The following is a 21,273-nucleotide window of genomic DNA, read 5'->3' as shown; positions in this document are numbered from 1 at the left end:
CGCTTCTCGGAGCAGCGTGTTAGAAACCTGTCGCCCTTCAAAGAGAAAGACAAGTTTTGCCCACGCGTTCCCCCACGATGTTCCGTGCCCTCCGCCACCACAACTACCGGCTGTGGGCCGGTGCGGACCTGGTCTCCATCACCGGTACCTGGATGCAGGTGCTCGGCGTCAACTGGCTCATCCTCTCCCTCACCGGCTCGGCCACCAGCGTCGGGCTCAGCCTGGTCATGCAGGCGCTGCCCACGCTGCTGCTCGGCATGTGGGGCGGCGCGCTGGCCGACCGGTTGCCCACCCGTCCCGTCGTGATCGCCGCCCAGATCGCCCAGGCCGGGCTGGCCGCCGTGCTCGCGGCGCTGGCGCTGAGCGGCAACGCCTCCGTCTGGCCGCTGTACGCGGTGGCGCTGGCCGGCGGGGTGGTCTCCGCGCTGCACGGGCCCGCCCTCGGCCGCTTCGGCGCCGAGGTGGTCCCGCCGCAGGACCTGCCGAACGCGATGGCGCTCGGCTCGATCGTCAACTCCGCGGGCCGCATCCTGGGCATGAGCCTGGCCGGGGTGCTGCTGCCGTTCACCGGGAACGGCGGCCTGTTCCTGGTCAACACCGCCACCTTCTTCGTGGTGATAGGCGCCGTCCTGGCCATGCGCCGCGAGGAGTTCCACCCGTTGGCCGCCGCCGAGCGGCAGCCCGGCGCCATCGCCGAGGGCCTGCGGTACGTCCTGCGCACCCCCTGGCTGCTGGTCGTCCTCGCGCTCTCCTTCGTGCTGGGCAGTGTCGGGCGCAACTACCAGGTCACGATGGCCGCCATGAGCGCTGGACCGCTGGCCGCCGGTGGCGGCGGCTACGGCCTGCTGTCCACGGTCTTCGCGATCGGCACCGTGATCGGCGGCGTGCTCGCCGCCGCCCGGCCCCGGCTGACGCTGCGGCTGCTGCTGGTCACCGCGTTCCTCACGGGCGTTCTCCAGGCGCTGAGCGGGCTGATGCCGGGGCTGGCGACGTTCGCCGCGGCCATGCTGCCCATCGCGGCCGGGGCCGTGATCATCGACACCACGGTCGCGGCCCGGGTACAGATCGACAGCCCCGACGAGATGCGCGGCCGGGTCATCGCGGCGCTCGGCATGGTCGGGGCCGGCGCGGGCGCGCTGGGCGGTCCGGTGCTGGGCTGGCTGAGCGACTCGCTCGGGCCCCGGGCGGCCCTGGAGATCGGCGGCGTGTCGTGCGTGGCGGTCACGCTGCTCACGGCCGTCGGACTGGCCCGGCTCTCGGGCCGGACGGTCAGGCAGGCGGCCCTCCGGCGTCCGTCCCTGGAGAACGCCTGACGGCACGCCGTAATCTCGGACAGGTGCACACCACCAGATACGCCCCCAACGGCATGGTGTCCAGCGTCGACCATCTCGCCTCCTCCGCCGGGGTAACGGCGCTGGAGCGCGGCGGGTCGGCCGCCGACGCGGCCATCGCCGCCAACGCCGTCCTGGCCGTCACGGCGCCGCACATGTGCGGGCTCGGCGGCGACCTGTTCGCCCTGATCCACGATGGCTCGGGATCGGTCGGCCCTGGGCAGGCAGGCGCGGTGAACGCGCTCTCGGTCAACCCCGGTCAGACGGGCGCCGTCGACCCCGGGAAGGCGGGCGCGCTCGACCCCGGGAAGGCGGGCGCGGTGAGTGCGCTCAACGCGTCCGGGAGGGCCGGCTCGGGCGCCGACCCGGACCGGCTGCGCGCCGAGGGACACCGGCGCATGCCGCACCAGCACGACATCCGCTCCGTACCGGTGCCCGGCTGCGTGGACGGCTGGCTCGCGCTGCACGCCAGGCACGGCCGTCTGCCGCTCGCCGACCTGCTCGAACCGGCGATCCGCCTGGCCCGCGACGGCTTCCCCGCCTCCCCGCTGATGCTCGCGGGCGCGCGCGTGGCGTCCCAGAGCCCCGGCAGTGGCGACTTCGCGACCGTACGCAGGGCGGGCGACCGCGTGTCGCGACCCGGCGTCGCCCGTACGCTCGAGGCCATCGCCGCGTCGGGACGCGAGGGCTTCTACGGCGGCGAGTTCGGCGCGGGCCTGCTCGAAGTCGGCGGCGGCGAGTACGCGGAGTCCGATCTGTCCAGCCCGCTCGCCGACTGGGTCGAGCCGCTGAAGATGCGCGCCTTCGGCCACGACGTCTGGTCGGTGCCGCCGAACTCCCAGGGCTACCTCCTCCTGATGTCGCTCGGCATCGTCGAAGGGCTGAGCCTGCCGGTCTCACCGGGCCATGCCGCCTGGGCCCATCTGCTGGCCGAGGCCGCGCGCATCGCCGGGCACGACCGTCTCGACGTACTCCATGAGAGCGCGAAGGACCTGCTCACCTCCGGCGAGATCGCCCGCCGGCGCTCACTGATCGACCCGGCGGCGCCGCTGAGCGTGCGGGCCCCGAGCGCTGACGGCGACACGACCTATCTGTGCGCCGTGGACGGCGACGGCATGGGCGTGTCCTTGATCCAGTCGAACGCGGCCGGGTTCGGCAGCCTGCTGTTCGAGCCGCGTACCGGGATCAACCTCCACAACCGGGGCATCGGCTTCTCGCTCACGCCCGGTCACCCCGCCGAGTACGCGCCCGGCCGCCGACCGCCCCACACCCTCGCGCCCGCGCTGATCACCCGCCCGGACGGCTCGCTCCGCTCGGTCGTCGGGACGATGGGCGGCGACGCGCAGCCGCAGATCCTGCTCCAGGTGATCACCCGGCTGCTCAGGTACGGGGAGACGCCCGGTCAGGCCGTCTCCGCGCCCAGATGGCGGCTGAGCCCCGGCGACACCGGCTTCGACACCTGGGCCGCCCCGGCCGACCCGGTCATCGACCTGGAGGAGGGCGCCACCTGGGCGGACGGCCTGTCGGCGCTCGGACATGAGGTGTCCGCCCGGCCGTACGGGAGCCTGTTCGGGCACGCGCACGTCATCGACGTACGCCCGGACGGGATGCTGGCCGGGGCGGCCGATCCACGCTCACTCATCGGCGCCGCGCTCGGCCGGTAACGGTGGGGGCAGGGTTCGGGGCGTGGCGCTGGGTAGGAGAACGCGTATGACCGAACAACCTCCGGACAGGTACGGCTTGAGCGACGAGCAGCGGATCGAGGTCGACGAATGGACCGACGACCTCGGCCTCAGCCATGACATAGAAGAGGACGACCCCGCGCACGAGGACACGCTCGACGAGCGACTGCGGCGCGAGGCGCCCGACCGGGAACGCGCCCCCCGCCCCTCGCACCGGCTCACCCAGCCCGACGAGGGGCTGGCGCCCGACACGGAGAGCGAGGAGTGGGGCGAGGATTGGGGGCAGGACGACGGCGACCTCTCCGCCGAGGAACGCGCGGTCCGCATCGACCCCGATGACGAACTGAGGTGAGCCGCTCCATCGCGGGCGGCAGACCGTCGTGACGAACTCAGGCGAGCCGTTCCAGCGCGGGCAGTAGGGCGGGCAGATCGTCGACGATCATGTCGGCGGCCCGCGCCTGCGGCCGCTCGGCGTGCAGATATCCCCAGGGGCCGCGGCGCAACAGCGCCGTGCGCATGCCCGCCCGAGAAGCGGGGAGCACGTCGTTGTCCAGCCGGTCGCCCACATAGAGGATCTCGGCGGGCTCCCGCCCGGCGATGGCCGCCACCTTGGCGAAGAACTCGGGAGCGGGCTTGGACACCCCCCAGCCCTCAGAGGTGTGCACCGAGTCCACGGGTAGGTCCATGGCGACCAGCGCGTCATAGGCCCTGGCCGGCTGGTTGCCCGCGACGATCACCTGGTATCCCGCCTCACGCAGGGCCTTGAAGGCCTCGCGGACGTCGGGGTAGAGGTCGTCGGCGTCGAAGTGGTTGCGCAGGCTGTGGGGTTCGTCCCGCTCCCAGGCCGCCATCTCGGCCTCGATGTCGAGGCCGGGCCGTACGAGCTGGAACGCCTCGCTGTGGGAGCGGTCGAGCGCGGCCATTCCGCCGAGCGCGCCCATCAGCACAAAACTGCTCACACCGAGCCGGTCGGCCCAGCGGGACCAGATGCGGGTCTCGTCGATGAGCGTCTCACCGACATCGAACACCACTGCCTTGATCATCAAGCCTCCTGGATAGTCCCCCCAACTGTACGGATTCCTCATCGATCTCCAGCAAGGGGACATGTCATCCGTTAAACGGGCGGCGCCTAGGACCGGCGTGCCCTAGGAGCACCGCGCGCCGAATGACAACCTGCCAATGAGGGACATCTCGGGACGGGCGGCTTGAGCTTCCTGGGTTTTGGAGTGTGTTCGACTCGGACACGTGGAATACTTAGCGTGCCCGTTCGAATACGAAGGGACAGATTTACATGGTCGCCATGACAATACGTCACGAAGAGACTACCGAGCAGGAGGCCCAAGAGCCTCAGGAGCAGACCTGCACGAGGGAGCTACCACGCACCGCTCGGGAGCTGTTCGATGCCCTCCCCGAACTCCCCGGCTTCCGAGCCGAAGTAATCGAAGGAAACCTGATCGTGAGCCCAGTCGGCACCCCCGAGCACGCCGATCACGCCGTAGCTCTCCTCCTGGCGCTCCTGCCCGTCATTAACGAACATGGCTGGCGGGGACGGCCCGGCAGCGTGGATGTGTGCATCGAGGGGCCACGAGACCCGGTCGCGCCTGACTTCGTCCTGGCCCCAGCCGATTGCCCCCGCTGGGGCGAACGCGAACTGCTGTCCTCAGGCCTGATCATGGTCGCCGAGGTCGTCTCCACCAGCAGCGCCCGAAGAGACCGCGAAGACAAGCCCCCGCTCTACGCAACCGGCGGCGTGCCGATCTACCTCCTGATCGACACCATCGCCAAACCACCGTCCGTCACCGTCTACAGCGACATCAGGGACGGCGCCTACCGCACGACCACCACCGTCGAGGTCGGCACGCCGCTTCTCCTCCCCCACCCCATCGACGTCAAGCTCGACACCACCATCTTCACGACCTAAGCCGCTCCAGACGGAGGGACTAACTCAACGGTGGCCACCTCTCGCAAGCCACACGCGAAATGTCACTGGACCGGTGATCAGCGCATGCCCGCGACCGCGCGGGAGATGTTCGATGCTCTGCCGCCCCTGTCCGGCTTCCGGGCCGAGGTCATCGACGGGAACCTGATCTTGACTCGCGTTGGGACTCCCGAGCACGCCGACTGCGCGATGGCTCTCTTCCGGGCACTCATACCCGTCCTGGACGAGCATGGCTGGGAAGGATTTACCGGCAACGTCGATGTGTGCATCGAAGGGCCACAAGATCCCGTTGAGCCCGACTTCGTCCTGGCTCCCATCGATTGCCCCCGCTGGGACGATCGGGAGCTGCTGTCCTCAGGCCTGATCATGGTCGCTGAGGTCGTCTCCACCAGCAGCGCCCGAAGAGACCGCGAAGACAAGCCCCCGCTCTACGCAACCGGCGGCGTGCCGATCTACCTGCTGATCGACACCATCGCCAAACCACCGTCCGTCACCGTCTACAGCGGCATCGACGACGGCGTCTACCGGACCACGGCCACCGTGCCCGTCGGGACCCCGCTCCGGCTGCCCGCCCCGATCGACTTCGAGCTCGACACCTCCATTTTCAAGGCGTGAGCCGCTCCATCCATCTCAAGGCGTGAGCTTCCTCAAGGCGCGAGCTTCTCCATCGCCTTGGCGATGCGCTTCTCCGACACCGGCGTGGGCGTGCCCAGCGTCTGGGCGAAGAAGCTGACCCTGAGCTCCTCGATCATCCAGCGGATCTCCAGCACGTCCGGATCCGAGCGTCGCGCCGGGTGGAGCCGGGCCAGCAAGTCCTCGTAGGCGTCCTCCACCTTGTGCACCCGGTCCATCCACTCCTCGTCCCGCCACGGCTCCTCGGGGAGCTTGGTCAGGCGGCGTTCGATGGCTCGGATATAGCGGAGTATGTCGGGTAGGCGGCGGTAGCCCGTCGCGGTGATGAAGCCCGCGAAGACGAGCTTGCCCAGTTGGTCGCGGACGTCCGAGGTGGAGGCGCTCTGCCGCAGGGCGTCGAGGCGGGTGCCGATCGCGTGCCACACGGTCAAGATCTGCTCCGTGCGCCCCAGTACCTCGGCCGAGGTCTCGTACACGTGCGCGCGTACGTGCTGATAGAGCCGGTCGAACGAGACCGGGTCCCAGGCGGGGCCGCCCAGGTCGAGCATGAGCTTGTCGATCGCCGCGTTGACCACGTCGTCGAAGAGCGCCACCGCGCCCCCGTGCGGGCTGCGCGACAGGGCCAGCTTGGCCTGGTTGGACAGGCCGCCCAGCAGTGACTTGGCCGGGTTGGTGACGTTGAGCAGGAGCAGGCGGCGGGTGCCGGGCCAATGGGAGCGGCGCTGTTCGGCCTCCGTCTCGAAGATCTTGATCGACACGGAGTCGCCGTCGTCCACCAGTGCCGGGTAGCCCTTCATGCGGCCCTGCTCGAAGACCTTGGGCAGGGTGCCGAAACTCCAGGTGTGCAGGCCCGACTGCTCAAGGTCGTCGGCGGCGGCCGAGAGCGTCTTGCGCAGGCGCGGCGCCAGGCGCCGCTTGAGGGCGTCGAGGTCCTTGTCCTCGGCGATCGTGCGCTTGCGCTCGTCGATCACCCGGTAGGTGATGCGCAGGTGGTCGGGGACCTGGTCGAGCTGCCAGGCGTCGTGCGGCACGCGTACGCCGGTCAGCCGTAGCAGCTCTCGCTCCACGGCCTCCAGCAGGGGTTCGCCGCCCTGGCGTACGCCTTGGAGCACCTGCTTGGCGTAGTTGGGGGCGGGGACGAAGTTGCGGCGCAGGTGTTTGGGCAGCGACCTGATCAGGGCGGTGATCAGCTCGTCGCGCAGGCCGGGGATCTGCCAGTCGAACCCGTCGGAGCTGACCTGGTTGAGCACCTGCAGCGGCACGTGCACCGTGACGCCGTCGGCGTCGGCGCCGGGCTCGAACTGGTAGGTCAGCTTCATCCGCTGGCCGAGCTGCCGCCAGGCGTCGGGGTAGTCGTGGGCGCTGACGTCGGCGCCCTCGTTGACCAGCATCTCGGGCGAGTACGTCAGCAGGTCGGGCTCGGTGGTCCTGACCTTCTTCCACCAGGAGTCGAAGTGGCGCGCGGACACGACGTCGGCGGGGACGCGCTGGTCGTAGAAGTCGAACAGCGCCTCGTCGTCGACCATGATGTCGCGCCGGCGGGCCCGGTTCTCCAGTTCCTCGACCTCTTCGAGCAGCTTCCGGTTGTCCTGGAGGAAGCGGTGGTGGCTGTCCCAGTCGCCTTCGACGAGCGCGTGCCTGATGAACAGCTCGCGTGACAGGTCGGGGTCGATGCGGCCGTAGTTGACCTTCCGCCCGGCCACCAGCGGTACGCCGTAGAGCGTGACCTTCTCCAGCGCGATCACCGCGCCCTGGTTCTTCTCCCAGTGCGGCTCGGAGTAGGTACGTTTGACCAGGTGCTGGGCCAGCGGCTCGACCCAGTCGGGCTCGATCTTGGCGTTGACCCTGGCCCACAGCCGGGAGGTCTCGACGAGCTCGGCCGACATCACCCACTGGGGCTGTTTCTTGGCCAGCGCGGAGCCGGGGAAGATGGCGAAGCGGGCGTTGCGGGCGCCGATGTACTCCTGGATCGGGCGGCGCCCGTCGGGGGCCCGCTTCTCCATGACGTCCTTGACGCCGATGTGCGACAGGAGGCCCACCAGCAGCGCGGCGTGCACCTGCTGCGGGTCGGCCTGCTGGCTCCCCGGCTGGGCGCCGAGGGATTGGCGGATCTGGCTGTAGATGTCCTGCCACTCGCGTACGCGCAGGTAGTTGAGGAACTCCGACTTGCACAGGCGGCGGAAGGCGCTGGAGGACAGCTCCCGCTGTTTGTCCCGCAGGTGGTTCCACAGGTTGAGGTAGGACAGGAAGTCGGACTCCGGGTCGGCGAAGCGGCGGTGCTTCTCGTCGGCCTGCTGCTGCTTGTCGACGGGCCGCTCGCGCGGGTCCTGGATGGACAGCGCGGCGGCGATGACCATGACCTCGCGCAGGCAGCCGTTCTTCTCGGCCTCCAGGACCATCCGGCCCAGGCGCGGGTCGACGGGCAGCCCGGCCAGCTTGCGCCCGATGCCCGTGATGCCGCCCTGACTGTCGAAGGCGCCCAGCTCGTGCAGCAGGCTCACGCCGTCGCGTACCTGGCGGCGGTCCGGCGGCTCGACGAACGGGAACGCCTCGATGTCTCCCAGCCCGATCGAGGTCATCTGCAGGATGACCGAGGCCAGGTTGGTGCGCAGGATCTCGGGGTCGGTGAACTCCGGCCGCTTGAGGAAGTCCTCCTCCTCGTAGAGCCGGATGCAGACGCCGTCGGAGGTACGGCCCGAGCGGCCCTTGCGCTGGTTGGCGCTCGCCTGCGAGATGGCCTCGATCGGCAGGCGCTGCACCTTGGTGCGATGGCTGTAGCGGGAGATGCGCGCATAGCCGGGGTCGACGACGTATTTGATGCCCGGGACGGTCAGCGACGTCTCGGCCACGTTGGTGGCCAGGACGATGCGGCGGCCGGTGTGGCGCTGGAACACGCGGTGCTGCTCGGCGGCGCTGAGCCGGGCGTACAGCGGCAGCACCTCGGTGTTGCGGAAGTCGGCCTTGTCCAGCGCGTCGGCGGCGTCGCGGATCTCCCGCTCGCCCGACAGGAACACCAGGATGTCGCCGGGGCCCTCGGTGACCAGCTCGCGGCAGGCGTCGACGATGCCCTGCGTCTGGTCGTCGTCCTCGTCGAGCGGCCGGTAGCGCACCTCGACGGGGTAGGTGCGGCCCGAGACCTCGACGATCGGGGCGTCGTCGAAGTGGCGGGAGAACCGCTCCGGGTCGATCGTGGCGCTGGTGATGATCAGCTTGAGGTCGGGACGCTTGGGCAGCAGCTGCTTGAGGTAGCCGAGGATGAAGTCGATGTTGAGGCTGCGCTCGTGCGCCTCGTCGATGATCAGCGTGTCGTACTGCTCCAGCAGCCGGTCGTTCTGCAGCTCGGCCAGCAGGATGCCGTCGGTCATCAGCTTGACCAGGGTGCGGTCGCTGGCCTGGTCGGTGAAGCGCACCTTGTAGCCGACCGCCTGGCCCAGCTCGGTGCCCAGCTCTTCGGCGATGCGCTCGGCCACCGTACGGGCGGCGATGCGGCGCGGCTGGGTGTGGCCGACCAGGCCCCTGACACCGCGGCCCAGCTCCAGGCAGATCTTCGGGATCTGGGTGGTCTTGCCGGATCCGGTCTCCCCGGCGATGATCACGACCTGGTGGTCGCGGATGGCCGCGAGGATGTCGTCCTTGCGCTGGGATACGGGGAGATTTTCCGGATAGCTGACTTCTGGTACGGCTTCGCGGCGCCGGGCGAGGCGGCGCTCGGCGCGTTCCACGTCGGCGAGGATCTCCGCGGTGATCTTGTCCCGGGCCTCGCGGGAGCGTACCCGGCGCACGCCGTCGAGCCTGCGCCGCAATCGCCGCTGGTCGCGCGGCATCAACTCGGGCAGGCGGGACTGGAGCTCGGTGAGTGGAGAGGACAACGCAGAGGTTCCCATACTGCTATCAGGATATTTGAGCTCCGCGTCCCCGGAGCCAACCCACCATGCTGCCCCACGGCGCCGGGGTCCGCATCCGAATATCCGTCGACGGGGATCGCCCAGGTAGGGCCCGCGCTCTCCGGTTGACCGTGATCGCCCAAGACGGGCCCACTCTCCCCAGAGTTGTCGCCTTGGACGACCACGGTCACTAATGAGACTCCCGAGAAGCCCATCAGGTTGCGTTCCGGGCCAACCTTTCTTGATCACCCAGGTCGGAGGCTCGCGAAACAGGCGACCCCGCCGCCTTGCCCCCCTCAATCGCGAGAGCCTCCCCCGGACGGACGCCGCCGGTGGGACTCAGCGAGCCGCAAACGTGATCATTTGACGGCTAGGGCGGCGCCGATGATGCCCGCTTCGTTGCGCAGGCGCGCGGGGACGACTGCGGTGTCCACGTGGACGTACGGAAGGAACTTGTCCGCCTTCTTGCTCACCCCGCCGCCGATGACGAACAGCGACGGCGAGAAGAGCATCTCCACGTGCCGCAGGTACTCCTCCACCCGCCCGGCCCACTTCTCCCACCCGAGGTCGTGCTCCTCGCGGGCGTGATCGGAGGCGCGGCGCTCGGCGTCCTTGCCGTGGAGCTCCAGGTGCCCCAGCTCGGTGTTGGGTACCAGGACGCCGTCGACGAACACCGCGCTGCCGATGCCCGTCCCGAACGTCAGCATGATGACGGTCCCCATCCGGTCCCGGCCCTCGCCGAACCTCATCTCCGCGACGCCGGCCGCGTCGGCGTCGTTGAGGACGGTCGCGCCGTCGAAGAGCTTCCTCGCGTCGACGCCGATCCAGGAGTGGTCGACGTTCGCGGCCGTCATGATCACGCCGTCCACGACCACGCCGGGGAACGTGACGCCGACCTGTCCCGTCCAGTCGAAGTGCTTGACGATCTCCACCACGACCTCGGCCACCTCGCGCGGCTTGGCCGGCTGCGGCGTGGGGATGCGCAGGCGCTCCTCTGTCAGCCGCCCCGACGCGGTGTCCACGGGGGCGCCCTTGATCCCGGATCCGCCGATGTCAATGCCCAAAACTTCCATGTACCTCAACTCCCCAGGAAAACGCCCGATTGACGTCCGAGGCCAATATTTCTGACCGTTACTGAACCGCACTTGCGTCCCCCACGTATCTCCGGCCACAAGCGCTAACAAGGAGGCACGGATGCGGCTCCGCATCATCACACTCTGCGCTGGTGCGGTCGTCTTGAGCACGACCCTCACCGCCCCCGCACAGGCAGCGACGAATACCAAGTTTGACGTCGTGAATCTCATTTCCGACATCCAGGGGAAGGCAGCCGTCCACGATCCTAAACTGGTCAACCCGTGGGGACTGGCCATGGGCAAGACCCTGTGGGTCTCCGACACGGGCACCGGCACCGCGACCGTCTACTCAGGAGCGGGCAGGAAGGAGGCGACCGAGGTGGCCATTCCCGGTGGCGCTCCGACCGGCCAGGTGTTCAACTCGGGCGAGGGCTTCACCGTCAAGGGCAAGCCCGCCACGTTCATCTTCGCCAGCCCGAGTGGCGCGATCACCGGCTGGAACGCCGAGGTGGACCCGAAGAACGCGATCATCGCGGCCTTCACCCGGGGCGCCGACTACAAGGGCCTCGCGCTGGTGAACACCGACGATGGCGACTTCCTGCTGGCCGCCGACTTCGCCAACGGGCGCCTCGCCGCGTGGAACTCGGAGTTCGAGAAGATCAACCTGTCCCGCAGGGCGTTCAGGGACCCCTCGGTCCCCTCCAATTACCACCCGTACAACGTGACGTTCAGCGGCGGCAGCGTATGGGTCGCCTATGCCCTGCGTGACTCGCAGACCGGCAAGTCCATCGCGGGCGCCGGCAAGGGTTTCGTCAGCCGCTTCAACGTGAACGGACGCCTGGTCGGACGCATCGCGCGCACCGGGCTCAACGCCCCTTGGGCCGTGACCGCCGCGCCGAAGCAGTTCGGCGCGTTCGCCGGATCGGTCCTGGTCGGCAACTTCGGCGACGGGACGATCCACGCCTACCGCGGCAACCGCCACCTGGGCGCGCTGCGCGATGGCAACGGCAAGACGATCTGGCTGCCGGGCCTGTGGGACCTCGAGCCGGGCACCGCCGCCACCGGCGGCGAGAACGCCCTGTGGTTCTCCGCGGGCATCGACAAGGCCCAGCACGGCCTGGTGGGCGTGCTCCGGCCCGCCGGCACGGGATCGCAGGTGAGCACGCCTTCGTCGAGCCCCACGCCGACTAACCACTCGTCGCACAAGCCGTCGACGACGTCCAGTCAGTCTCCGTACGGGAGTTACTGACCGGACCCGCTGAACGTTTCCGGCACGGCAGGCGCGAGCCGTGCCGGAAACAAGCTCTTGTTTCTGGTACGCGTTATGTACGTCTTTTATGAGGCTTGGACGGGATAACACGCATCCCGTGCAAGTCCGTATGCATTTGTGATCGTTCTTCCCAACGGACCGTCCCCTTCCACTCGCCCGAAGGGAGTATCTCTCCAAGGGACCTCAGCCACGACGGGCCGTTTCTCCCTCCCCCCGGAGAGGGTGTCCCTCCCTGAGGACATCAGCCACAACGGGCCTTCTTGTTCCTCTCCCCAAAGGAAGGACCGGCACAGGGGTCGAGAGGGCCGCATGAACGAACCCGCGGGGAACCTCGGTCGCTAGTCGAAGAGCCCGGTGAGCGCGGGAGTCAGGTCGGCGATGCTCCGGTAGTGCACGCCGGTCATCCCCACGGCCGTGGCGCCCGCCACGTTCTCCAGCCGGTCGTCGACGAACAGGCAGCGCTCGGGCGCGACGCCCGCCAGCTCGGCCGCGAGTTCGTAGATCCGCCGATCGGGCTTGGCCACGCCCACCCGGGCACTGCTGACCACCGCGTCGGCGAAGTAGGCCAGCCCGAGCCGCTCCAGGTGCTCCTCCAGCGTGTCCATGGCATTGGTGACCAGCACCACGGGCACCCGCCCCTGCGCCCGCGCCAGCAGCCCCCTGACCTCCTCGTCCACCCAGAACGGCACCTCCGCGAACTCGGCGGCGGCCTGGCGGGCGCGCTCGTCGCCGCCCAGCGCCACGGCTATGGACTCGACCCACTGGGCCTCGGTGATGTGACCGAGCGTGGCGGGGCCGATCAGGTCCGGGTCGAAGGCGGTCTTGCTCAGGGGCAGGCCGTAGCGGGCCTCGATGTCGGCCTGAACCGCGTGGTCGAAATGGCGGAGCACTCCATCGAGATCACAGAGAACCGCGTCAAAGGGGGTCACAGCCACCCATTGTGCCGTGCCAGCTGGGCGGCCTCGATCCTGTTGCGGGTGTTCGTCTTGCCGATGGCGGACGACAGGTGGTTGCGTACCGTGCTCTCCGAGAGGTGCAGCCGCGCCGCCACGTCCGCGATCGTGGAGCCGTCGAGCGCCGCGGCCAGCACGTCGCGCTCGCGGTCCGTGAGCGGGCTGGGCCCGGCGTTCAGCGCGGCGGCGGCCAGGGCCGGATCGAGGATCCGCTCCCCCGCCACCGCCCGCCGGATGGCCGCGGCCAGCTCCTCCACCGGCCCGTCCTTGACCAGGAAGCCCGCCGCGCCCGCCTCCATCGCCCGCCGCAGGTAGCCCGGCCTGGCGAACGTCGTCAGAATCAGCACCACGCACTCCGGCAGCGCGGCACGCAGTACGGGCAGCACGTCGAGCCCGCTGCGGCCGGGCAGCTCGATGTCGAGCAGCGCCACGTCGGGACGGTGCTCCGTGGCGGCCGGCACGATCGCGTCGCCGGAGGACACCTGGGCGACGATCTCCAGGTCGTCCTCCAGCCCGAGCAGCAGCGCCAGGGCGTCGCGCATCATCCCCTGGTCCTCGGCGATCATGACCCTGATCACGACGCCTCCCCTCGCGCTACGTCTACTTACAGAAGGCTCTACTTGCAGAAGGCTCTACTTCCAGAAGGCCAGCTGGTGCTCGGCAGCGTAGTCGACCGGCCGGACGGCCCCCGGAGCCAGGGACAGGGTGCCGGACGAGACTCGCGGCCAGGCGGGCAGCCCGCGGCCGTTCGGGTCGCCGGTGCGGGCGAAGTTCGTCCAGTAGCTCATCATCTGCCCGGACAGCTGCTCCTGGGCGGGCGACAGCTTGGCCTTGGTCTCCGGGAAGATGTACGGCAGGTCGCCGGCGTGGTAGGCGCCCCAGTCGAAGTCCGCCTCCAGCGGCAGGAACATCGGCGCCTTCCGGTCGGCGAACTCGTAGCCGTAGACCGGCGCCTTCTTGGCCAGCAGGGCGTTCTGCTCATGGGTGGACCGGGCCCACATACGATCGGTCAAGACGGTAGCCCAAGCGATACTCGGCGACTTATAGCGATTTACCGGATATTTCCGGGCAATTCTCTCAGCCTTCGCTCCGAACGCATCTTTTAGCAATTTCCGGTAATCCGGAGATGTGCCCTGGACGTCGTAATTCATCCCGACGAAGATCCGGTGTTCGTCCTTCGTCGTCCCGGCAAGGACCGGCATCGGGCTGGTGTGCCCCTTCCGCATCGCGTCGGCCGGCGACTCGGGCAGGACCTCGTTACCGTACGCGTACGACTGGAAGGCGTTCATGATCTGCGGGACCTCGAGGATCTTCTTGACCGGCAGCGCGCGCAGGCACGCCAGGTCCGAGCAGCCCAGCTGCTTGGCGTACACCTCTCCTATAGCGCTCACTTGTGCGGCGGGCCGCCACGCGAAGGACGGCAGGGCGGGCACGCCCGGCACCATGCTGTTGGCGGGCATGTCCATCAGGGTCTCGCCGCTCTGCATGATCGCCCGCTGGAACAGGCCTTTGGCGCCCGGTGAGGCGAGCTGGCCGCCGATCGACAGCGCGCCGTAGGAGACGCCGAAGGCGGTCACGTTGCCCGGGTCGCCGCCGAAGGCCGCCGCGTTCCGCTTGACCCAGCGCAGCGCCTCCTGCTGGTCCTGCAGGCCGTACGTGCCCGAGTCGCGCAGCCCCGGATAGCCGAACCCGCTGAACACGCCGAGCCGGTAGTTGATCGTCACGACCACCACGCCCTTGGCGGCCAGCTTCCGCGCGTCGGAGAAGTGGCCCGCGCCCACCGCGCCGTCGCCGTGGATCCACACCATGACCGGCCGGCCCTTCCCGGGGACGGCGGGTGTGGTGACGTTCAGGAACAGGCAGTCCTCGTTGTCGCTGCTGGTCGGCGCGTAGACGGTGCCGACCTGCGGGCACATGGCGCCCGGCTTGGTGGCCTCCCGTACTCCCTGCCACGCGGGCGCGGGCTTCGGCGCCTCCCAGCGCGCCGCCGTGGCGTATTTGATGCCCTGGAACAGGCGGTTCGTCGCGGTCACCGTGCCGCGCACGGCTCCCGACGCGGTCTCGACGACCGCCGGATCCGCGACAGGCCCCGGTTTGCCGGCGGACGGTTGGGCGCACCCCGTGAGGAGTACGGCCAGCGCTAGCAGAATCTTCATGCCTCCACGGTCTCGGAGGCGGGGCGTCGGCAGAAGATTCGCCTGTACGGGATCGCCCAGGACAAAAGTCCTGACGCAACGGTCGGCATTACCATCTCCGAGACAGGATTCGGTACTGAAACGGTGGGCATGAACGATCACCAGCTGCCACGTGAGGTGTGCCAGCTGTTCGCCGACGGCGGCAGAGGGCGGCTCCTGCCGGTCGATCTGCCCGAGGGCGACGTCGTGTGGCCCGATCCCGGCTACACGCACCAGGGCCAGGCGTCCAGGCCCGCGTTCTGGATGAGCGACGAGGCCGTGGCGGGCGACGACTGGGCTCGGTTCCGGGCCGCCCACGCGCGCAGCGGTCTGTGGCCTGTTCTGCTGGACGAGTCCGCGCAGCCCTGGTCGATCGGGCAGATCGTGCCGGACGAGGCGCTGATGATAGATCACTTCACGGCCGAGGGGTTCATGGCCGAGGTGTGGCAGGAGTGGGTCTCCCAGATGCCGCCGGACGCCCTGGCGGAGCTGGAGCCGTTCGGCGCGCTTTGTCCGGGTCCTGCCCCGCCGGGGGTGCTGAGAGCCGATCCGGGGGCCGTCGCCGACTGGTATGCCCGTGAGCTGTCATCCAGGGGCCTGCCGCTCGGCCTGGTCGCCGCGCATCGGGGTGCCGACGCGCTGGCCGTGATGGGCTGGCAGGGGGCTTTGCACCATAACGAGTGGATGGTGCCGATGGCGGCGGTGGTACGCAGCTGGGAGGACCGGTTCGGGATCCGGGTGGTGGGGGTCGGCTTCAACACGCTGGAGCTGAGCGTCGCCGCGCCGCCGGTCGAGCCTGAGCACGCGCTGCATGTGGCGGCTGAGCATTGGACGTTCTGCCCGGACAACGTCGTCCAGGGGCCGGGGGATCTCCAGAGTTACGCGGAGCAGATCATCGGGCGGCATTACTGGTCGTTCTGGTGGGATTAAAGGGACCGCTCTGGGGGTTCGTGACACGACCGTCGCGATTTCTGTGACGGTCCGTGGTGGCTGGGGTCTTGGGAGGGACACCCCCTCCGGGGGAGCGAAAGGAAACGGTCCGTCGTGGCCGGCGTCACTAGCGAGGGGCGAGGAAGAAGGCGGTCCGAGGGTCCGGCCGGTTTGGTGGGCCGGACCCTTGGGTGCGGGCGTCTGTGTGACGGCCGCGCGGGCGCCGTGGCCGGTGGGTCAGGGAAGGCGGGCCACGGCGCCGTAATTGCCCGACGAGCTCGGCTGGTCCGTGCACACGGAGTCGCCGTCGGGCCGCCATTGCGGGACCCACACCAGGCCCGGTTCCAGCAGCTCGAGCCCGTCCAGGAAGGTCGCCACCTCCGCATGTGAGCGGATCACGTGTCCCGGCAGCGTCATCGCGAGCAGGTCGTTGATGGCGGGCAGCAGTTCGGCGGGGATTCCGTCGAAGGTGGTCTGCAGGATCGCGAGGTAGCTGCCGTCCACGACGGAGTGGCACAGGCGTTTGATCACGAAGGAGGCAAGCTCGTCGTCGGTGAGGCTGTGGGTCGACAGGAGCAGCACCCCCACGGGCCGCTCCCAGTCGATGAACCGGGCCACGACCTCGTCGGCGAGCATCTCGTCGATCTGCCGTATGTCGCCCTCCACCACCCGTACGAGGTCGTTGAGGGGCTCGATGGTGACGCGGGCACTGGCCAGTATCAAAGGGTCGTTCTCGACATAGACGACGCGCACATCGGACGCGGCGGACGCGCCACGGGCGACGTCGTGTAACTGACGTCCGGGCGGCAGCGCGCTGGGCACGCCACTGCCGATGATCAGGAACTGGTCGATGCCGGAACCGGCCAGGTGGGCGACCACCCGCGCCAGGTAAAGCAGAACTGCTCGCGCGGCGGAGCCGGTGACCGGAACCGCCTCGTCGTAACGGCGCACCGCATCACTGTCAACCTCGAAGTGGTTCTTCCCTCCCGCGGCGGCGTCGAGTATTCGGGTGACACTCGCGCGGGTGGTGTCAAGGTTGGTCAGATTTCGGATGGCACGCTGACGCATTTGAGTGTTGCCCCTTTCCCCTCGCCGTATCTCACGGGAAAGTCGGTCCCACTGACCCCACTCAATTTGGCCCAACAATACCAATGATCCATCAACCTCAGGATCTGACAATACGAAGAACAATATTTGTTGGGAAATATCCATTTCCCGTTTTTCGTGCTAGGGAGTGTCAGATCACCGGTGGCTCAGACGGTCACGGTGCGCATACAGCAGCTCGTGCGTCTCGTCGCCCATGGTGGTGGAGACCGACAACTTGGTAAACGCCTGGTGGTAGGCCTCTACCGCGGCCGCGTCGGTGATCACTTCGTCCGATTCGATGGCGTGGGCGCAGGCCACATCGGGCTCGAAGGCCTCCGGGAAGCGCCACATCGTGAACGGACCGCAACGGGGCAGGAAGATCGGATCGTCGATCGGCACCACGTGCAAGGAGATGTTGGGCCGCTTCGCGTACTCGATCAGCCGGTCGAGCTGAGCGGCCTGCGTCTCGGGGTCGGCGATCGAGCGCAGCAGGACGCTCTCGTCGATCACCGCCCACAGCACGGGTCCGTCGCCGTGGTTCAGCAGGGCCTGGCGGGATCGCATCAGGCGCACCGCCGCGTCGGCCGACGTCTGGCCGAGCCCGGCGCTGCCCGACACCTCGATGGCGGCCCGCGCGTAGGCCTCGGTCTGCAGCAGCGGGGGGACGATCTGGGTCTGGTACGTGCGGATCAGCGACGCCCGCTGCTCCAGGGCGTAGGTGGCGGCCATCCAGACGGGCACGGAGCCGGCGTCGTACCAGGAGGGCGGGCGTTCGCCGCGGGCCAGCGACAGGACGTATTCGCGGGTGGGCAGGGCGGTCACGCCGTAGAGGGTGAGCAGGCGCTCGACCGTGACGGGCGCGGGCGCGACGCGGCCCTCCTCTATCGCGCCGATGGCGGCGGCCCCTCTGCCCAGCGAGGTCTCGACCTCCTCCGGCGACATGCGCGCGATCAGCCGCAGGTTGCGCAGGCGGTCGCCGAGCGCCTCACGTTGCGGCGCGGTCAGCGGCGCCGCCGCCTCGGGGATCTCGGTGGTGGCGGGGGGCTGGTCGGGCAGCCCCTCGGCCGCGCGCGCGAGCTCGATCACGCCGCGCAGTACGGTCAGCGACCCGTCGGACAGCCCGGAGACCGACGCGCCGATGGCGGCGGCCCGCAACTGGAGCTCCTCGGCCGCGCCCGAGTCCGTGGCGTCCTCGCCCAGCAGCCAGCCCACGCTCACCTGTAGGCAGGCGGCCAGGGCGCGCAGCACCTGGAGGGTCGGGTTGGTCTGCTTGCCCGTGCGCAACTGGCTGACGTAGGCGCGGGTGATCGGGATGCCGGCTTCGGTGAGGGCCGCGGCGAGTTGCGCCCCCGTGAACCCGCGCTTGCTCATAGCGAGACCGAGTCGCTCGGCGAAGTTCGCCACTCGTACCTCCCAGCCGCCAGAAGCCTCCAGCGTAAAGGAAGCCTGGCTCGCCGTCCCCTGCCCTGCGGGGCGCGAAACTCCGCAGGGGGAGGTCAACATATACGAAAACTGTCAGTTGACACAACGAGCCGGGTACACCCACTATCGTACTGATCGTGGTAAGTGAGACTTGACAGCCGGAGGGTTCTGGAGAGTCTCCGGCGAGGAGGTGGCCGGACGTGACCGTCGATTCCGTCGATTCCAAGGTCCGTTCCTGGTTCTCGAAGAATCCGGCTCCCCCCGCGCAGGCCAGCGTGATCAGACGCGTCTGCGCTCGGGCGGCCCCTGAAAGGAACGTGATCCATGTAGCAGAGCTGCCACTCGGCGGCGTACAGGTCTGGGTGGAGGACACCCCTGACCGCTGGAGCGTGCAACACCGGATGGCCCGCGAGCTGAGGCTCGCCGGATGGCACACGGAGGCGAGCGCCGATCGCTTGCTGGTGCTCGGTTGGAGCGCCGACTGCCTGCACCACCGCGCCCGCATGCTGGCCTCGGCGCTGCGGGGCCGGTTGGCCGACTTCGACCAGACCGCGGTCATGGCGGTCATGATCGCCAACCCGCTGAAGGACCGGGACCTGTCCATCGACGAGATCGTTCTCGAGGTGGAGGAGCAGCTCAGCAGGTCGCTGCGCTGGCCCGACCGGCTTGCCGATCTCGACGGCCTGGAACGCACCGCGACCGTGGAGTCGCTGCGGCTCCGGCTGGCGCAGATCGCCGGCCTGGAGGCCAAGGTGGCCCGCCGCTGTGCCGAGCACCTGAGCCTGGCCACGCAGGTCGCCCTCACGCTGGCCGGCGGCGAGGTACCGACCAGGATCCGCGAGAACAGCCGGGACATCGGCCTGTCCGAGCGGGTCGTCGCCGCGAGCGTGCCGAACAACAGCCCGGCGCCTGTTCCCGCCGAACCCGCCCCGGCCCCCGTCGAGCCCGAACTCAGCTACGCGGAGTCGACGCGATGACCCTGACGCCCATCCGCGAGGGCGTCGCCGGTCCCACGATGGTGCCCGCGATGCCGACGGCTCGCCGGTTCCGGGGGCGATTCGCCGTACTGCGGCTGGTCGCCTCCGGGGTGGTGGTCGCGATCATGGCGGACAGCACCGCGACGACGCTGGCGATCCCCGTGCTCAGCCGCGACCCGCTGGCGGCCGCCCTGCCGCTGTCCGAGATCACCTGGGTGAGCACGGTCAACTTCGCCGCCGTCGCCGCACTGCTCGCCACCGCCGGACGCTTCGCCGACCTGCTGGGCAGGCGCAGCGTGCTCGCGCTCGGCCTGGCCCTGTACGGGCTGGGCGCGACGACGGTCATCGCCGCCCCCTCCTGGACCCTGCTCCTGGCCGGACGGGTGGCGCAGGGAGTGGGCGCGGCGCTGATGTTCCCCGCCTCGCTGGCGCTGCTGCTCGGCGAGCTGCCCGCCAACCGCCGTGCCGGCGCCATCGCGCTGTGGAGCGCGTCGTCCGGCATCGGGGCCCTGGCCCTGCAGGCGGGCGGTGGCTGGCTGCTGACCGAGTACGGCTGGCGGGGCCTGTACCTGCCCGGCGCGGGACTCGCGGCGGCACTGCTGATGCTCACCCCGGCGCTCCCCCGCAACCGCGGCACCAGACAGGGCGTACCCGACCTGTTCGGCGCGGTCCTGCTGATCGGCGCGGTCGCGGGAGCGGTGCTGGCCATCTCCCAGGGCAGCCTGTGGGGCTGGACCTCCGTACGCACGCTGGCGTGCGCGGGAGGCGGCGGGCTGCTGCTGGCCCTGGCCATCGCGATCTCCTGGCGGCATCGCGCCGGAGCGATCGACATGAGCCTGTGGCGGCGTCCCGGCTTCCTGTGGGCCGGTGCCACCTCCTGCATGTACGGAGCCGCGTCCTTCGTCGTACTGGCCATGGGGCCGCTCTACCTGCGCAACGCCGAGTTCGACGCCAGCACCATCGGCCTCTGGCTCACCCCGATCTCCATCGCCATGATCGTGTCGAGCCCGATGGCCGCGCCCATCAGCCGGCGCATCGGCGTCAATGCCGTCATCTACAGCGGTGCCCTCGTCCTCGGCACCGGCTGCGCGCTGATGCTGGCCCAGCCGTCCCCGAACCTGTGGTGCCTGCTGGGCGCCGTCATGCTGGGCACCGGGTTCGGCTTCCTGTCCACCGGAACGTTCATGGTCGGCTCGATGGCCGCCGACCCCAGCCAGTACGCCTCGGCGGTCGGCGCGATCAACACCGCGCGCATGCTCGGCGGAGCCATCGGCGTGGCCGGCGCCTCGGTGCTGGTCGACCATCCCATGCTGGCCGGACCGATGCCGGGCTTCTCCACGGTGCTGGTGGCCTGCCTGGCGGTGGCGGTGCTGCTCGGCGTCGCGGCGCTGATCCGCGTAGCCCTCGCGGCCACCAGCAGCCGGCCACGCCGTCCCTCGCTGCGCGAAGCGGAGGCGGAGCTGGTCGTGCTGCGCGGCCTGCTCGCCGAGCTCCGCGACAGCTTCGTCCAGGTCCGCAGCGAGGCCGAGCACGAGCTGGCCCGCTTCGGTGTCCGCGACCCGTCCGAGTTCCGGGCCCTTGACCAGCGCTGACAGGAGTGATCATGCTCGCGAACGAGACCCGCAGGCCGTACCCGCACCCCTATGAAGTGCGTTCGCCCAGGCAGGTACTGCCGTCCAGTGCGACGCCCGATACGGACGACACACAGCCCGCGAGGATTCCACGCCAGAGCATCCCAGCACAGGCGATCCCTCGACAGACCATTCCTACCCAGGCCATACCCACCCAGGCGGCCTCCGTGCCGCCGCAGACCCCGCCCGAGTTGACGGCCCGCACCGTCCACCGTCTCCGCCACATACGGCAGGTGTCGGACCAGGCGATCAGCGTGATCGACCAGGTTCTTCACCACGTGCCCTGAA

Annotated in this window: 18 protein-coding genes; 10 read left to right on the top strand and 8 right to left on the bottom strand. The window is 69.5% G+C overall.

What is annotated here, in order from left to right; genetic code table 11:
• Positions 1 to 56: 56 nt before the first annotated feature.
• From AB0B64_RS05835 to AB0B64_RS05825, 3 genes are read left to right on the top strand one after another with little or no spacing between them, the layout of a single operon-like run.
• A complete protein-coding gene (locus AB0B64_RS05835; protein WP_358174985.1) occupies positions 57 to 1,313 on the top strand; it encodes an MFS transporter in 1,257 nt (418 codons plus the stop codon).
• A gap of 23 nt (positions 1,314 to 1,336) precedes the next feature.
• Positions 1,337 to 2,995, top strand: coding sequence for a gamma-glutamyltransferase (locus AB0B64_RS05830; RefSeq protein WP_358174982.1), 1,659 nt, complete (start codon positions 1,337 to 1,339; stop codon positions 2,993 to 2,995).
• A gap of 46 nt (positions 2,996 to 3,041) precedes the next feature.
• Positions 3,042 to 3,365, top strand: coding sequence for a DUF5709 domain-containing protein (locus tag AB0B64_RS05825; RefSeq protein ID WP_357940602.1), 324 nt, complete (start codon positions 3,042 to 3,044; stop codon positions 3,363 to 3,365).
• A gap of 37 nt (positions 3,366 to 3,402) precedes the next feature.
• On the opposite strand, the gene AB0B64_RS05820 is transcribed toward AB0B64_RS05825, so the two are convergent.
• Positions 3,403 to 4,056: an HAD family hydrolase gene (locus AB0B64_RS05820; RefSeq protein ID WP_358174979.1), complete on the bottom strand. Its 654-nt coding sequence runs from the start codon at positions 4,054 to 4,056 to the stop codon at positions 3,403 to 3,405.
• 248 nt (positions 4,057 to 4,304) lie between these two features.
• Here AB0B64_RS05820 and AB0B64_RS05815 point away from each other — a divergent pair, with 248 nt between their 5' ends.
• On the top strand, positions 4,305 to 4,934 hold the full coding sequence (locus AB0B64_RS05815; RefSeq protein WP_358174976.1) for a Uma2 family endonuclease: 630 nt from the start codon (positions 4,305 to 4,307) through the stop codon (positions 4,932 to 4,934).
• Between the two features lie 84 nt (positions 4,935 to 5,018).
• On the top strand, positions 5,019 to 5,567 hold the full coding sequence (locus AB0B64_RS05810) for a Uma2 family endonuclease (protein ID WP_358174973.1): 549 nt from the start codon (positions 5,019 to 5,021) through the stop codon (positions 5,565 to 5,567).
• A 32-nt stretch (positions 5,568 to 5,599) separates the two neighbouring features.
• On the opposite strand, the gene hrpA is transcribed toward AB0B64_RS05810, so the two are convergent.
• Together hrpA and ppgK are read right to left on the bottom strand one after the other, a co-directional pair.
• Positions 5,600 to 9,469, bottom strand: a complete 3,870-nt coding sequence (hrpA, locus tag AB0B64_RS05805; protein ID WP_358174971.1) for an ATP-dependent RNA helicase HrpA — start codon at positions 9,467 to 9,469, stop codon at positions 5,600 to 5,602.
• Between the two features lie 359 nt (positions 9,470 to 9,828).
• Positions 9,829 to 10,542 carry a polyphosphate--glucose phosphotransferase gene (ppgK, locus tag AB0B64_RS05800; protein ID WP_357940592.1) on the bottom strand — a complete coding sequence of 238 codons (714 nt, stop codon included), beginning with the start codon at positions 10,540 to 10,542 and terminating at the stop codon, positions 9,829 to 9,831.
• 220 nt (positions 10,543 to 10,762) lie between these two features.
• Here ppgK and AB0B64_RS05795 point away from each other — a divergent pair, with 220 nt between their 5' ends.
• Positions 10,763 to 11,791: a TIGR03118 family protein gene (locus AB0B64_RS05795; protein WP_357940590.1), complete on the top strand. Its 1,029-nt coding sequence runs from the start codon at positions 10,763 to 10,765 to the stop codon at positions 11,789 to 11,791.
• 359 nt (positions 11,792 to 12,150) lie between these two features.
• Here the strand turns inward: AB0B64_RS05795 and AB0B64_RS05790 are convergent, their stop codons facing one another.
• Genes AB0B64_RS05790 through AB0B64_RS05780 form a run of 3 tightly spaced genes read right to left on the bottom strand, consistent with a single transcriptional unit; the run spans position 12,151 to position 14,921 of the window.
• Positions 12,151 to 12,741 carry an HAD family hydrolase gene (locus AB0B64_RS05790; RefSeq protein ID WP_358174968.1) on the bottom strand — a complete coding sequence of 197 codons (591 nt, stop codon included), beginning with the start codon at positions 12,739 to 12,741 and terminating at the stop codon, positions 12,151 to 12,153.
• The gene (locus AB0B64_RS05785) at positions 12,738 to 13,343 is read right to left on the bottom strand and encodes a response regulator transcription factor (RefSeq protein WP_358174966.1); all 606 of its coding nucleotides are present in this window, start codon (positions 13,341 to 13,343) and stop codon (positions 12,738 to 12,740) included. The genes AB0B64_RS05790 and AB0B64_RS05785 overlap by 4 nt, the downstream gene beginning before the upstream one ends.
• Before the next feature lie 54 nt (positions 13,344 to 13,397).
• Entirely contained in the window at positions 13,398 to 14,921 is a 1,524-nt protein-coding gene (locus AB0B64_RS05780) for a carboxylesterase family protein (protein ID WP_358174963.1), read from the bottom strand.
• 129 nt (positions 14,922 to 15,050) lie between these two features.
• Here AB0B64_RS05780 and AB0B64_RS05775 point away from each other — a divergent pair, with 129 nt between their 5' ends.
• Entirely contained in the window at positions 15,051 to 15,869 is an 819-nt protein-coding gene (locus tag AB0B64_RS05775; RefSeq protein WP_357940583.1) for a DUF4253 domain-containing protein, read from the top strand.
• 237 nt (positions 15,870 to 16,106) lie between these two features.
• On the opposite strand, the gene AB0B64_RS05770 is transcribed toward AB0B64_RS05775, so the two are convergent.
• Together AB0B64_RS05770 and AB0B64_RS05765 are read right to left on the bottom strand one after the other, a co-directional pair.
• Positions 16,107 to 16,937, bottom strand: coding sequence for an SAM-dependent methyltransferase (locus tag AB0B64_RS05770; protein ID WP_358174960.1), 831 nt, complete (start codon positions 16,935 to 16,937; stop codon positions 16,107 to 16,109).
• Positions 16,938 to 17,111: 174 nt separating this feature from the next.
• Positions 17,112 to 18,359 (bottom strand): Scr1 family TA system antitoxin-like transcriptional regulator, encoded by a 1,248-nt coding sequence (locus AB0B64_RS05765; protein WP_357940579.1) that lies wholly within the window; start codon positions 18,357 to 18,359, stop codon positions 17,112 to 17,114.
• Positions 18,360 to 18,694: 335 nt separating this feature from the next.
• Between AB0B64_RS05765 and AB0B64_RS05760 the strand changes: the two genes are divergently transcribed.
• From AB0B64_RS05760 to AB0B64_RS05750, 3 genes are read left to right on the top strand one after another with little or no spacing between them, the layout of a single operon-like run.
• Positions 18,695 to 19,354 carry a hypothetical protein gene (locus AB0B64_RS05760; RefSeq protein ID WP_357940577.1) on the top strand — a complete coding sequence of 220 codons (660 nt, stop codon included), beginning with the start codon at positions 18,695 to 18,697 and terminating at the stop codon, positions 19,352 to 19,354.
• Entirely contained in the window at positions 19,351 to 20,946 is a 1,596-nt protein-coding gene (locus AB0B64_RS05755) for an MFS transporter (RefSeq protein WP_357940575.1), read from the top strand. Before AB0B64_RS05760 ends, AB0B64_RS05755 begins: the two co-directional genes overlap by 4 nt.
• An 11-nt stretch (positions 20,947 to 20,957) precedes the next feature.
• Positions 20,958 to 21,272 (top strand): hypothetical protein, encoded by a 315-nt coding sequence (locus AB0B64_RS05750; RefSeq protein ID WP_357940573.1) that lies wholly within the window; start codon positions 20,958 to 20,960, stop codon positions 21,270 to 21,272.
• Position 21,273: the final 1 nt, after the last annotated feature.

It is taken from the genome of Nonomuraea sp. NPDC049129, from assembly GCF_040648495.1.
GTDB lineage: Bacteria > Actinomycetota > Actinomycetes > Streptosporangiales > Streptosporangiaceae > Nonomuraea.
Note: the sequence above shows the minus strand (reverse complement) of the source record. Positions and strands in the feature narration are given on the sequence as shown.

Coding starts and splice junctions, on each gene's coding strand:
- AB0B64_RS05825 (WP_357940602.1), top strand. CDS start 3,042: ATGACCGAACAACCTCCGGACAGGTACGGCTTGAGCGACGAGCAGCGG.
- AB0B64_RS05780 (WP_358174963.1), bottom strand. CDS start 14,921: ATGAAGATTCTGCTAGCGCTGGCCGTACTCCTCACGGGGTGCGCCCAA.
- AB0B64_RS05820 (WP_358174979.1), bottom strand. CDS start 4,056: ATGATCAAGGCAGTGGTGTTCGATGTCGGTGAGACGCTCATCGACGAG.
- hrpA (WP_358174971.1), bottom strand. CDS start 9,469: ATGGGAACCTCTGCGTTGTCCTCTCCACTCACCGAGCTCCAGTCCCGC.
- AB0B64_RS05810 (WP_358174973.1), top strand. CDS start 5,019: ATGCCCGCGACCGCGCGGGAGATGTTCGATGCTCTGCCGCCCCTGTCC.
- AB0B64_RS05770 (WP_358174960.1), bottom strand. CDS start 16,937: ATGCGTCAGCGTGCCATCCGAAATCTGACCAACCTTGACACCACCCGC.
- AB0B64_RS05755 (WP_357940575.1), top strand. CDS start 19,351: ATGACCCTGACGCCCATCCGCGAGGGCGTCGCCGGTCCCACGATGGTG.
- ppgK (WP_357940592.1), bottom strand. CDS start 10,542: ATGGAAGTTTTGGGCATTGACATCGGCGGATCCGGGATCAAGGGCGCC.
- AB0B64_RS05775 (WP_357940583.1), top strand. CDS start 15,051: ATGAACGATCACCAGCTGCCACGTGAGGTGTGCCAGCTGTTCGCCGAC.
- AB0B64_RS05815 (WP_358174976.1), top strand. CDS start 4,305: ATGGTCGCCATGACAATACGTCACGAAGAGACTACCGAGCAGGAGGCC.
- AB0B64_RS05750 (WP_357940573.1), top strand. CDS start 20,958: ATGCTCGCGAACGAGACCCGCAGGCCGTACCCGCACCCCTATGAAGTG.